Here is a 12,495-nt window from a genome sequence, read left to right on the forward strand (position 1 = left end):
AGTTTTACTTATAGTTTTAACGATAAAATAAATTCTATTCTTTTGAATAAAAAAGAAGGAGAATTAGAATAAATGTAGAACTTATAGATTATGTCAGAAATAGTTGTAAGGGAGGTGAGTGAATGAATCACGTTACAAAATTATCTGACGACCTCTTTCAGTCTGCAGTCAGACAGCAAGCTTCTGATATCCACTTTTATCCATACGAACAGCAAACAGAAATCTACTTTCGCATCCACGGAAAACGTACCTTTATCCGAAATATTCTAACGAAACAATATCAGCTTTTAAGAACATTTTTTAAATTCAGTGCAAATATGGATATTGGTGAAAATAGAAAACCTCAAGCAGGAACATTGCTTTGGAGTTTTGAATCAAGGGACTATGCACTTCGTATCTCGACTCTCCCTCATTATCAGCAAGAGAGTATCGCTATCCGTCTTCTTCCTCAAAATGACACCTTACCGCTCGATCATTTATTTCTTTTTCCAAATCAAGTACAGCAAATGCGAAGGTGGATGAATCATGATTCCGGACTTATCCTGATAACTGGAGCAACAGGAAGCGGGAAATCATCTACTTTATATTCTTTATTAGAAATGGAAATGAAGGAAAAACCCTGTCAAATTATTTCTCTGGAAGACCCGATCGAAAGAAAAATAAATCAAATTTTGCAGGTGCAAATTAACGAACATGCCGGCATTTCCTATCACACAGGTCTGAAGGCTGCTTTACGTCATGATCCGGACATTATAATGGTGGGAGAAATCCGGGATAAAGAAACCGCGAAATTCGCTGTGGAGGCTGCTTTGACTGGTCATCTTGTATTAAGCACCCTGCATGCTAAAAATGCTGTCGGTACTATTTTCCGTTTAAAGGAAATGGGGATAAAAACTGCTGATTTGCATCAAATCCTGATTGGCGTCGGAGCTCTTCGACTGATTCCGATTACAAGAAAGAATAAGCAGCAACGGAGCGCTATTGGAGAATTAATGGAGGGAGTTCATCTGACAGAAGCTATCGACGGTACATTACTGGCTTTACCTGAAGCACAGCAATTTAAAAAATTACAAAGAAAGGCATTTGCTTATGGCTTTACGCAAACGATTTTCCCTCAATAATCAAAAAATAACCATCGCTGCACAGCTGCAATTTCTTCATATCTTGCAGCGTATGCTTTCAAAAGGTCTCACACTTACTCAATCATTAAATGCAATGAAATATTATGCTGAGTTAGAATATACCTCCAGTCAGATTTTAAAGGGGCTGGAAGCGGGACAGCATTTGGATGAAGCAATGGATGAGTCCGGTTTTCATCATTCGATTATTTCCTATCTCTTTGTTGTACGGGAAAAATCGAATATATCCGAACGGATTGAGCAGTGCCATCAATTATTCCAGCAGCATGTCCACTACATGCGTAAGTTTCAGCAGACAGTCCGTTATCCGCTTATTTTGCTATTTATTTTTAGCGGCTTATTATTTTTTATTTATGCACGTGTTATCCCTTCCTTCCAGCAGCTTATGTTTGGTGAGCTTCCCATGCTGCTGCAAGCCGTTATTTTTCTATCCTCCTGGCTTGGTTATTCCATTCTTGTTCTTGTTGCTGTTTTCAGCTTTGGTGTGGTTATTTGGATCTTTTCAAGAAATAAGATTTCTTTAGAAACAAAACTGTCTCTATATAGAAAGATTCCCTTGTATCGCTCTTATGTAAAGAGGCAAACATCCTTTCATTTTGCTGCCTTATACAGTTCGCTCTTGCAGACGGGAATGCCAATGAAGGAGTTATTACATTATATGTCCAGACAGACCAGGCTGCCCATTATTTCTTATTATGCGAAGCAAATGCAGTTAGAGTATTTTAGGGGGAGATCCGTTCAAGGACTCTTGAATACAATGAATTTCTTAGACAGGCATTTGACAGATATATTATCTTCTAATATGGATGCAGTAAACCTGGCAAAAGATTTAGCTATTTATGCTGAAATCTCGATTGATACAATGTATCAGCGGCTTCAAAAAAGAATTGTCTATATTCAGCCTATTTTTTTCTCGATTATCGGCGCATTTATTATATTTATCTATATCAGTCTGATGTCGCCTATGTTTGAATTAATGAATACAATGTGAAGGAGCTTTTTTATGTTGAAAAGTGAAAAGGGTTTCACTCTGATAGAAATGTTAATCGTCTTGATGGTAATCTCTATCATCATGATTTTAATTATACCGAATCTGGGGAAGAAGACAGGGGATGTCCACTCCAAAGGCTGTGACGCGTTAATCGCTGTGGTGCAGGCCCAGGTGGATGCTTATCATATTGATACTGGAAATATGCCATCCAGTCTCGAGCAGCTTGAAAGTACTGGTTATATTAATGAAGATCAGCAGACATGCTCAAATGGAAATAAGCTTTCCATTTCTAATGGTGTAGTAAATGCTTCAAACTGAGCGGGGGTTTACGCTTATCGAGACATTATTTGCATTATCCATCTTGTCTGTCATCCTTTTACTCATTCCTAAACACCAGGTAGAACAGATTAATAAACTGGAGAGCCGGCATTTTCTTGATACATTAGAAATGGATGTGCTTTATCTTCAGAATAAGAAGAGCACACAGGAAAGCGGCAAACCATATCTCTTAAGTTTTTCAACGGATAGCTATAGTATATTGTTTAACTACTCTACTGAGATCAGGCGGGAGTATCCGCCGCTGTTTTCTATGGATACACCTTTCCCGAAGGATATTGAATTCTCCGTCGGCGGTGTTATTAAGAATCCGCAATCCATTTTAATCAGCTTTGGGGAAGATCGTTATCGGATTGTATTTCCGTTTGGGAAAGGCAGATTTTATGTTGAAGAAAGATAAAGGATTCACATTATTTGAAACTTTAATAGCATCATTGCTTTTATTCTCTATGCTCACTATACTATTGCCACTGCTCACCTTACTTGCTAAAGAACAGTACAGCAATATGGAAAGATTAAAAATTACAAGTAAATTACATGATGAGCTGCAAGAAGCTCTGGTTGGAACGGTATCTTATCCGTCAGAATATACAATAACTCCTTACCGTACATCTGCAGAGTTTTCTTTTGCATTGGATGGAGAATACTTGAAAGGATGTGCAGAATGGACTAATGCAAAACAACAGACAGAGAAAAAATGTCTTTACGCAATTATGGAGTAACGCCAATGGCTTCACTGTGATTTCTATGCTAATTGCAATGACAATCTTAGTATTAACACTTCCTTTTGTATACTATGCCTTGTCTACACTTCAAATAAAGCAGACCTATACGGAATCTTTATCGGTACAGCAATTATTTTTGCAATTACGCAACGAAATCATTTCTTCTTCTTCAGCCCATATAGCTGACAATCGATTGTATATCCGATTTATTGATCCAGGTGATAATATCGAGAAAACAGCCCGCTTCAGTCAGTATAACACTTCCATCCGCAGACAAATAAACGAACAAGGCCATGAGATATATCTTCACAAAGTTTCTAATGCTATTTTTGAGGAACAATCAAATACTATTTTTTTAACAATTACCATGGAATCAGGGGAAGTTTATGAAAAGACACTATACACTTATCCATAGCCAGCAGGGATTTTTATTATTCCATGTCGTTTGGGTTATCCTTATTGTATTTCTTTGCTTACATTTTCTTCTTTATCAATATCAGACAGCAAAAATAGTAGCTGACAATCAGTTATCTGATATAGAGGTGGAAACACTTTTTCAAATGGCTTACAAAAGAGTCAGTGGAGAAATAGATGTACAGGATATTTCTTTACCATATGAAACCAGCTATCATTTTCCGCAGGGGGAAGTTAAAGTAATCTTTCAGGCAGAAACAAATAAAAAAATAAATATCATTTATAAAATAAAACAAACTGGAAATGACCATATTTATCAATTTTCCAGATACGCTTCTTAACAGTAATTGAGTGGATTTATCATTACTTTATAATAAAATTTCTAATACAGGGGCAAACTATATAAGAATCGTTTACAATCCTATCCGGCTCGTATATAATAACTATGAGAACGTTACCTATAAAGGAGGGGGAAGACATGGACCGCATGTTTCGTGTTCTTGCCTTTTGGACAGGTATTTTTACAGTTATGTTTTATGTAGGTGACATGCTGAATACTGCACTATTATTCCTTGTTCAAACGGCGTTTTTCCTTACATTGAGTTACTTAAAGCTGTCTGAACGTATGTACATGTACTTATTTGGTGCATATTGTACGGTATTTATTGTTGGATACACTTGGTATTCTGAGTTTATCCTTGTACCTGGATTTGGACATTAAAAACAGCGAAAAAAGACCTTCTGTATTTTACAGCTGGTCTTTTTTCGCTTTTCTATCTGCCTTGAATCAATTATGATTTTCTATGCTGGAAAAAAGGGATTATTCTTCTTTTCGTAGCCAACCGTCGTTGCCGGGCCATGGCCTGGAAGAATGGTTAAATCATCCGGCAAATGATATAACTTATTTCTTATCGAGTTTTCCAGGACGTTTATATCCCCGTCTACCAAATCTGTTCTGCCGATTCCCTGCTGAAATAATACATCACCGCAAACAGCAAAATTCTCTTTAGAAAAAACAAAACTGATGCTTCCAGGCGAATGGCCCGGCGTATGTAATGTATTAATAGTGAAACCGCCAACTTCCAAGGTTCCTTCCGTCAGTTCTTTATCAGCTTCTTGAGCAGTAATGGGCTCTCCCATTAATTTAGCTGACCCATTCAATCTCGGTTCTCCAAGCCAGGACCACTCTGTTTTATGAAGATATACTGGTGCATCGGTATACTTTTGGACACTGTCCAAACCGCCGATATGATCAAAATGTGCATGAGTCAGTAAGATTGCTTTTACATTCAGCTCATTTTTTTCAACAGCTTCCATTATTTTCTCCGGTTCCCCGCCGGGATCAATAATTAAAGCGTCTTTTTCTTCTTTTTTGTAAACGATATAACAATTTGCCTGGACTAAACCTACCGGCATTGCGATAATTTCCATATCCATCTCTCCATTCTTTTATAATAACTCGACAAACACTTGGAAATACTATAAAATATAAATAGTTTAACGATAATTACATAGTATTAAATACTGACTTTTTACACAAGAATAGTTACCTTGAAAAGGAGGAAAATTTCGGATGGGTCATATTGTTTTAGGAATTTTATTTTTACTAGTTGCACTATTAGCAGTCGTATCCGTAATTCGTCAGTTAAAATTTAAAAATATACTGGCGCTGTTATTCTCTGTTTTAACTGCCGTTGTCTTTGGATTCTTCTCCGTTGCAACCATTATTTCAGAAATCGTAGGCTAAAAACAAAAGGATTCTTTCTATTTTGCTGAAAATAGAAAGAATCTTTTTTAATTTTCTCTTTCGATTAAAATGGTCTGCACTTACTTTAGTCCATCATTGCTTTCGTTAAATAAAAAATCCCTCCATTAATAACTTGAAAAATAACCTTTGGCTTAAACCGCTTTTCCAGTGCCTCTAACTCTTCTAAATATTTTGGATGATCAAGTTCGTTCTCGTAAAAATGCTTTAATGTCGCTTTATCTGTTTCCAGTTGTTTTATAGACTCGGCAGCCCAGGAATTATCTTGATTTTGTACGTGCTGCAGCAGGAGATTCTGAATACGGATAAAGCCGGATTTTGGATTTATCATCGGTGACAGCGTATAGCAATAATCGGATATCGATCTTTCAAGCGCTATTTCCTCCAGAGAGTCCATCATATTTAAAGCCATATGGCCATGAAGCAGCTGCAGGCCGACAGAAAACACCTCGTCCCTATGCCGGGCTCCCTGATAGCTGATTTTTATATTAATCACAAGCCAGGGATACAGCGGTGTGTTTTCTGATGCTTGAACCTTTTCGAATAATCTGGTATAGCGCTCCTTTTCTATCAGTTTATTCATAATTTGATGAAGTCTGGGACTGCCGAAGTGAATCCATTCTCCGGGCTCATTTGATTTTTCTTTGTCTGTAATCAGACGAAGCTTCTGAGGTTCTCCTTCCCGTCCCATTTTTTTAATATAATGCCAGTAGAAGGGGCGGTTCATTATTTCCCTGTCCATTTCTTCGTTCAGCTGGATGTGGATTTGCCCGTCATTCTTAGAAAGTATTGTACACTGCTTTGTTTCAAAGTAGTTGATGAGAAAATCTGATAAATCAATTTGCTGTTCCATCTTTATATTGCTCCTCATTATTCTGAATTTCAAAGTTTGCCTGCTCAATCACGGAGGTCAGGTTATCAAGCTTAATACGTACCTCTCCGGCCGAAGTGGATTCCTGGTAGATGGATTCTATTTCCTTCTCCATACTATCTACTTTTAACTCTGCTAAAATGGCATCTAAATTACCGATAACATTCTCAAACAAATGAATTTTTTCGTAAAGCATGGACAGAACATGCTCTTCAATGGTCTGCTTTGTAACAATATTATAAATATGCACATCTGACTCCTGGCCGAAACGGTGAATACGGCCAATCCGCTGCTCCAGCCGCATTGGATTCCAAGGTAAATCATAGTTAATCAAATGATGGCAAAATTGCAGGTTAATTCCTTCACCACCAGCTTCCGTAGCGATAAGTACTTGTGCATGATCTTTAAATAATTGCTTCATCCAATCCTTCTTTCCTCTTTTAAAGCCTCCACGGAAGGGAACAGATGAGATGCCATGCTGCTGCAGATACCATTGCAGATAATATTGAGTAGCACGATATTCTGTAAAAACAATAACTTTTTCCCCGTTCAGCAATTTGATCTGTTCAACCAATTTCTCCGCTTTCGGATGCTGGTCCAGCTGTTCAATATTTTCTATCACATCTTGAATAGCCGTATTATTTTCATCAGCACCCAATTTTACCAAGGAAGTAAAACAAGCTTCTCTCGAGGAACAGAATTCACGTAAATAGGTGATTTTAGCGAATGCAGCCATTCCAAAGGATAGCTCCATTAACTGCTGATAAACCTTCTCATAGTTTTCTGGAAGGGAAGTCCAAATGGTTTGTATTTTTCTTTTTGAATTGTTTAAGCTTGTTTCTTTTCTTGTATTACGGACCATCACCTGCTGAACAAGTTTCTTCAGATAAGGATCCTGCTCCATTTTTTTGCGGTCTTTTCCGTATTTCTCCGTGAAGGTTTTATAATTTCCTAAATGTCCCGGCTTTAAGAGACTGACAAGGTTAAATAATTCTAATAGTTTATTCTGAACAGGAGTAGCAGTTAATAAAAGACAATACTTCTTCTTTAATTCATGTACAAATTGATAGTTTTTCGTCTGTTCATTTTTTAATTTATGCGCTTCATCTACCAGAATAAAATCATAGTCCAGGTTCAAGATAGCTTCCCGATGCGGGGAACGTTTTGCTGAATCGATAGAGGATATGATAATTGGATTGTCCTCCCAGCTGTAATTTTTCCGGTAGGCAATGGCCGGAATTAGAAATTTATCATTTAATTCTTTTTCCCATTGATTAACGAGAGAAGCAGGAACAAGAATTAATGCTTTTTTTACTAAACCTCTCACCATATACTCTTTCAAAATCAGACCTGCTTCAATGGTTTTTCCAAGTCCTACTTCATCTGCTAAAATAGCACGCCCATGCATGGATTCCAGCACCTGCTCAGCTGTTTGCAGCTGGTGATCCAATATATCCAGATGAGGTAAATATTCCAATGCCTGCAACCCTTTAAATGAGGGCCTCTTTGTTACGTTTACAGCCTGATAAGCCATACGGAAAAGCTCCCAATTTGTTAAATCGTTTTCATCACGAAAAGCTGATTCCAAGTCGTTTATAAATTGATTATCTTGCCGAATTTGAATAGAATCCATATATTTGATTCACTCCCTTTCAATAAAATATGGTTTTTTCAATTACTTTTTCAAAGAGATATGATATACTTTTGTCAAATAGATTTTCCTGCTAACATATACATAGTATAACCAACATCAATATATTAAATCAGCGGATGAACACAAGGGGAGAGCTTACAGTTTATGTAACGCCGAAGGAGCAAGTTAAGAGCGAATCTCTCAGGCAAAAAGACTCTTGTAGGACGCAACTCTGGAGAGCGTTTATAAGTAACAGGGAGAGATGTTTTTTTCTCTAAAAGCTTATTAACCACCCACGAAGCAAGTATTCACATTTTACCAGTCTGTAAAAGCATGCTGTTATTCTGTTCCAATAAGTATGGATGAGGAATGTAAGCTGATGCTTGGGGTCTGATTCATTTATTGCAAAAATGAATTTTATGTTAACTGTGGATATGCAACTTTCTGGTATGAGGACAGAGACTTCTTTTAGGAGGAGTCTCTATTTTTATGCAAAAAATGTATTTATTCGTTTCATCAGCACCTTAACCAACCTTAAAAAAGGAGAGAATTAAATGAGTGAATTAAAGCGTACTCCAATCTTCCCGGCTTATGAAAAAGTTGCCAAGACGATTGATTTCGGCGGATGGGATCTCCCGGTTCAATTTTCAAGTATAAAAGAAGAGCATGAAGCTGTCCGGACAAAAGCCGGCCTGTTTGATGTATCCCATATGGGGGAAATTTTAGTAAGCGGCCCGGAAAGTACTCACTTTTTACAGACTGCGCTATCAAACGATATTACAAAGCTTGTCCCAAACAAAGCGCAATATACGATTATGTGCTATGAGGATGGCGGGACAGTAGATGATTTAATTGTATATATGCTTGCAGAAAATGAATACCTGCTTGTTGTAAATGCCGCAAATACAGAAAAAGATTTTGAATGGTTACTGAAACAAAATAATTCCAACTCTAAGGTTACTTTGGAAAATATTTCGGAAAATTATGCACAATTAGCTTTGCAGGGACCAAAAGCAGAGCAGATTTTACAGAAGGTTGTAAAAGAACCACTGAATGACATATCTTTCTTCCGATTTAAAAAAGGTGTTGTCATTGAAGGGATAACCGGAGAAGCTTTAATCTCCAGAACAGGCTATACCGGTGAGGATGGCTTTGAAATATATCTTGATTCGCAAAACGGCAAAGCTTTGTGGAGTCTCCTCCTTGAAAAAGGAAAAGAGGAAGGAATCGAGCCTATCGGATTAGGGGCACGGGACACGCTGCGCTTTGAAGCAGGCCTTGCATTATATGGTCAGGAATTAGCACCTGATATTTCGCCGTTGGAAGCGGGATTAGGATTTGCTGTTAAACTAAACAAAGAAGCAGAATTTACTGGTAAAGAAGCTCTGAAAAAACAAGCGGATACTGGATTGAAGAGAAAGCTTGCAGGGATTGAAATGGTTGATAAAGGTATTCCGCGGCATGGCTATGCTGTATATCATGGTGACACGGAAATTGGTTTTATTACTTCAGGTACACAGTCACCGACTTTGAATAAAAATCTTGGACAGGCATTGATTCAATCTGAATTTGCAGAGATTGGAACAGAGCTGGAGGTTCAGGTGAGGAAGCGCCGCTTAAAAGCAAAGGTTGTTAAAACACCATTTTACCGCAGATAATCGTTTACCGGTGTAATAATTAAGGGGGAAAAAAGATGGAGTTCCGTTACTTACCGATGACAAGTGAAGATAAACAAGAAATGATGAAAGCAATAGGGATAAAGGATACAGATGAGCTGTTTGCTGATATTCCTGCGGGCGTCCGTTTACAAAAAGAGCTGGATTTAAAGCAGCCTATGAATGAATATGCGTTAACGAAAGAACTGACAGCGATGGCAAACAAAAATATCTCCACCAAGGAAGTTGTCTCATTTCTTGGAGCTGGTGTGTACGATCATTATATTCCGTCCATTGTCGATCATGTTATTTCTAAACCTGAATTCTACACAGCATATACACCATACCAGCCGGAGATCTCTCAGGGCGAATTGCAGGCTATCTTTGAGTTTCAGACAATGATTTCTGAGCTGACAGGTTTACCAGTTGCGAATTCCTCTATGTATGATGGAGGAACGGCTTTAGCAGAGGCTGTAAATTTAAGCGCAGCCCAGACGAAGAAAAAGAAGGTATTGGTTTCAGATGCTGTGCATCCCGAATATCAGCAGGTTATTCAAACATATGCCAAAGGACAGGAAATTGAAATTATCCCGATAAGATTAAATAACGGAAAAACAGATCTCACTCATTTAGAGGAACAGCTTCATGATGATATAGCAGGTGTTGTTGTTCAATATCCCAACTTTTTTGGACAGATCGAGCAGATGGATGCTATTCAGAAGCTGCTGGAAAATCAAAAGAAAACGATGCTGATTGTATCCAGCAATCCACTGGCTTTAGGGTACCTGACTCCTCCTGGAGAATTTGGAGCAGATATTGTAACTGGTGATACGCAAGTGTTTGGAATTCCGGCGCAATTCGGCGGACCACATTGTGGATACTTTGCGACAACAAAGAAATTAATGCGGAAAGTTCCCGGACGTTTAGTCGGACAGACACAGGATGAAAATGGTGTAAGAGGCTATGTGCTGACTCTGCAGGCACGTGAGCAGCATATCCGCCGAGATAAAGCAACATCCAATATATGCTCCAATCAAGCACTGAATGCTTTAGCGAGTTCTGTTGCAATGAGTTCTATCGGGAAGCACGGAATACGGAAAATGGCTGAAATGAACATGCAGAAGGCCCGTTATGCGAAAAAGAAATTTGCGGAAAACGGTATAACTGTTGTTTACGAAGGTTCTTTCTTCAATGAATTTGTGATTCAACTGAATCAGGATATTACAAAATTGAATGCTGCTTTGCTTGAAAAAGGCATCCTTGGCGGATTCGATTTAGGGAAGATTAACCCGGCATATCAAGGCCAGATGCTCGTTGCTGTGACAGAAATTCGTACAAAACAAGAAATTGATCAACTTGTGAAAGAATTGGGGGATATGCATGTCTGATAAAAATTTTCCATTATTATTTGAACGAAGTAAAGAAGGTAGAACGAGCTACAGCTTGCCGGAGTTAGAAGTCGAATCCTTTGATCTGGAAGCAGAGTTAGGAGACGTTTATATTCGTAAAGAGCCGCCAAAGCTTCCGGAGGTTAGTGAATTAGATATTATTCGCCATTATACCGGACTTGCATCCCGTAATTACGGTGTAGATTCCGGCTTCTATCCGCTTGGTTCGTGTACGATGAAGTATAATCCAAAAATCAATGAAGATATTGCCCGCCTGGAAGGGTTCAGTCATATTCATCCATATCAGGGCCCGGGCACCGTACAGGGTGCTTTAGAAATGCTTTACGATTTACAGGAATCTTTAAAAGAAATTACTGGCATGCATGAGGTTTCTCTGCAGTCAGCTGCCGGCGCACAGGGAGAATGGACAGCATTAATGATGATCCGGGCGTTTCATGAAGCAAATGGAGATCATCACCGGACAAAAGTAATTGTGCCGGACTCAGCCCATGGAACAAACCCGGCATCTGCAGCAGTAGCAGGGTTTGAAGCTGTGACAGTTAAATCGAATGAACAGGGTCTCGTGGATCTGGAGGATTTACGGCGTGTCGTCGGAGAAGATACAGCTGCATTAATGCTTACTAATCCTAATACATTAGGTTTATTTGAAAAAAATATCTTAGAGATGGCGTCTATTGTTCACGAAGCTGGCGGAAAGCTCTATTACGATGGTGCCAATTTAAATGCGATTATGGGCTATGTAAGGCCTGGAGATATGGGATTTGATGCGGTGCATTTAAATCTTCATAAAACATTTACAGGTCCGCACGGAGGCGGAGGACCGGGTTCAGGCCCGGTTGGAGTCAGTGAAGAGCTGGCTGCTTATCTGCCAAAACCACTGATTATTAAAGACAATGACACTTTCAGCTTCGATGATGACAGACCAGAATCTATCGGGCGTGTCAAACCGTTCTACGGAAATTTCGGTATTAATTTACGTGCGTATACGTATATCCGGACGATGGGTGCAGAAGGGCTGAAGAAAGTCAGTGAATATGCTGTGTTAAATGCGAACTATATGATGCGCAGACTGGAAAAAGCATTTCAAATGCCTTATCCGCAGCATTGCAAGCATGAATTTGTACTATCAGGAAGCATTCAGAAAAAACTGGGTGTACGCACATTAGATATGGCAAAAAGGCTGTTGGATTTTGATTTTCATCCGCCAACTATTTATTTCCCATTAAATGTGGAAGAGGGAATGATGATTGAACCGACAGAAACGGAGTCTAAAGAAACGCTGGATTCCTTTATTGATACCATGATCCATATTGCAAAAGAAGTAGAAGAAAATCCGGAGATTGTTCAAGAAGCTCCACACAATACAATTGTAAAACGGATGGATGAAGCTACAGCTGCCCGTAAACCGGTGCTGCGATATGAAGAAGAATAAAGCTGGAGAGCTGCTGTCTGCTGAAAAAGTAAATATGCAATAATAAAAGCTGATTCAGATTTGTTCTGAATCAGCTTTTAACGTTATATATGCAATTGGAGTGCGCTTGAATCCGTGCTTGATGG

15 protein-coding genes and 1 riboswitch are annotated in these 12,495 nt (G+C 38.7%); of the genes, 12 read left to right on the top strand and 3 right to left on the bottom strand.

Features of this window, described 5'->3' with window-relative positions; all coding sequences use genetic code 11:
• The first annotated feature begins 122 nt into the window (after nucleotides 1–122).
• From comGA to IEX29_RS14875, 8 genes are all read left to right on the top strand, one after another.
• A complete protein-coding gene (gene comGA, locus IEX29_RS14840; RefSeq protein WP_188735138.1) occupies nucleotides 123–1,121 on the top strand; it encodes a competence type IV pilus ATPase ComGA in 999 nt (332 codons plus the stop codon).
• Entirely contained in the window at nucleotides 1,090–2,130 is a 1,041-nt protein-coding gene (locus IEX29_RS14845; RefSeq protein ID WP_188735139.1) for a type II secretion system F family protein, read from the top strand. The genes comGA and IEX29_RS14845 overlap by 32 nt, the downstream gene beginning before the upstream one ends.
• A gap of 12 nt (nucleotides 2,131–2,142) precedes the next feature.
• On the top strand, nucleotides 2,143–2,448 hold the full coding sequence (gene comGC, locus IEX29_RS14850; RefSeq protein ID WP_188735140.1) for a competence type IV pilus major pilin ComGC: 306 nt from the start codon (nucleotides 2,143–2,145) through the stop codon (nucleotides 2,446–2,448).
• A complete protein-coding gene (gene comGD, locus IEX29_RS14855) occupies nucleotides 2,435–2,866 on the top strand; it encodes a competence type IV pilus minor pilin ComGD (protein WP_188735141.1) in 432 nt (143 codons plus the stop codon). Before comGC ends, comGD begins: the two co-directional genes overlap by 14 nt.
• Nucleotides 2,850–3,188 carry a hypothetical protein gene (locus IEX29_RS14860; protein WP_188735142.1) on the top strand — a complete coding sequence of 113 codons (339 nt, stop codon included), beginning with the start codon at nucleotides 2,850–2,852 and terminating at the stop codon, nucleotides 3,186–3,188. Before comGD ends, IEX29_RS14860 begins: the two co-directional genes overlap by 17 nt.
• Entirely contained in the window at nucleotides 3,139–3,606 is a 468-nt protein-coding gene (gene comGF / locus IEX29_RS14865; protein ID WP_188735143.1) for a competence type IV pilus minor pilin ComGF, read from the top strand. The genes IEX29_RS14860 and comGF overlap by 50 nt, the downstream gene beginning before the upstream one ends.
• Nucleotides 3,578–3,946: a hypothetical protein gene (locus IEX29_RS14870; protein WP_188735144.1), complete on the top strand. Its 369-nt coding sequence runs from the start codon at nucleotides 3,578–3,580 to the stop codon at nucleotides 3,944–3,946. The genes comGF and IEX29_RS14870 overlap by 29 nt, the downstream gene beginning before the upstream one ends.
• A gap of 137 nt (nucleotides 3,947–4,083) precedes the next feature.
• Nucleotides 4,084–4,326, top strand: coding sequence for a DUF2626 domain-containing protein (locus IEX29_RS14875; protein WP_040985302.1), 243 nt, complete (start codon nucleotides 4,084–4,086; stop codon nucleotides 4,324–4,326).
• An 80-nt stretch (nucleotides 4,327–4,406) separates the two neighbouring features.
• Here the strand turns inward: IEX29_RS14875 and IEX29_RS14880 are convergent, their stop codons facing one another.
• On the bottom strand, nucleotides 4,407–5,036 hold the full coding sequence (locus IEX29_RS14880) for an MBL fold metallo-hydrolase (protein ID WP_188735145.1): 630 nt from the start codon (nucleotides 5,034–5,036) through the stop codon (nucleotides 4,407–4,409).
• 142 nt (nucleotides 5,037–5,178) lie between these two features.
• On the opposite strand from IEX29_RS14880, the gene IEX29_RS14885 reads away from it, so the two are divergent.
• Complete coding sequence (locus IEX29_RS14885) at nucleotides 5,179–5,352, top strand: DUF2759 family protein (protein ID WP_188735146.1); 174 nt, start codon at nucleotides 5,179–5,181, stop codon at nucleotides 5,350–5,352.
• An 85-nt stretch (nucleotides 5,353–5,437) separates the two neighbouring features.
• Here the strand turns inward: IEX29_RS14885 and IEX29_RS14890 are convergent, their stop codons facing one another.
• Both IEX29_RS14890 and IEX29_RS14895 read right to left on the bottom strand, forming a co-directional pair.
• A complete protein-coding gene (locus IEX29_RS14890) occupies nucleotides 5,438–6,223 on the bottom strand; it encodes a YqhG family protein (protein WP_188735147.1) in 786 nt (261 codons plus the stop codon).
• Nucleotides 6,207–7,874, bottom strand: coding sequence for a DEAD/DEAH box helicase (locus IEX29_RS14895; protein WP_188735148.1), 1,668 nt, complete (start codon nucleotides 7,872–7,874; stop codon nucleotides 6,207–6,209). The genes IEX29_RS14890 and IEX29_RS14895 overlap by 17 nt, the downstream gene beginning before the upstream one ends.
• Before the next feature lie 137 nt (nucleotides 7,875–8,011).
• Nucleotides 8,012–8,101: riboswitch (glycine riboswitch) on the top strand.
• A gap of 327 nt (nucleotides 8,102–8,428) precedes the next feature.
• On the opposite strand from IEX29_RS14895, the gene gcvT reads away from it, so the two are divergent.
• The 3 genes from gcvT to gcvPB are packed head-to-tail and all read left to right on the top strand — an operon-like array spanning nucleotide 8,429 to nucleotide 12,370.
• The gene (gcvT, locus tag IEX29_RS14900; protein ID WP_188735149.1) at nucleotides 8,429–9,532 is read left to right on the top strand and encodes a glycine cleavage system aminomethyltransferase GcvT; all 1,104 of its coding nucleotides are present in this window, start codon (nucleotides 8,429–8,431) and stop codon (nucleotides 9,530–9,532) included.
• 35 nt (nucleotides 9,533–9,567) lie between these two features.
• The gene (gene gcvPA / locus IEX29_RS14905) at nucleotides 9,568–10,917 is read left to right on the top strand and encodes an aminomethyl-transferring glycine dehydrogenase subunit GcvPA (RefSeq protein ID WP_188735150.1); all 1,350 of its coding nucleotides are present in this window, start codon (nucleotides 9,568–9,570) and stop codon (nucleotides 10,915–10,917) included.
• Entirely contained in the window at nucleotides 10,910–12,370 is a 1,461-nt protein-coding gene (gene gcvPB, locus IEX29_RS14910) for an aminomethyl-transferring glycine dehydrogenase subunit GcvPB (protein WP_188735151.1), read from the top strand. Before gcvPA ends, gcvPB begins: the two co-directional genes overlap by 8 nt.
• Nucleotides 12,371–12,495: the final 125 nt, after the last annotated feature.

Source organism: Oceanobacillus neutriphilus, assembly GCF_014645515.1.
Lineage (GTDB): Bacteria > Bacillota > Bacilli > Bacillales > Amphibacillaceae > Oceanobacillus > Oceanobacillus neutriphilus.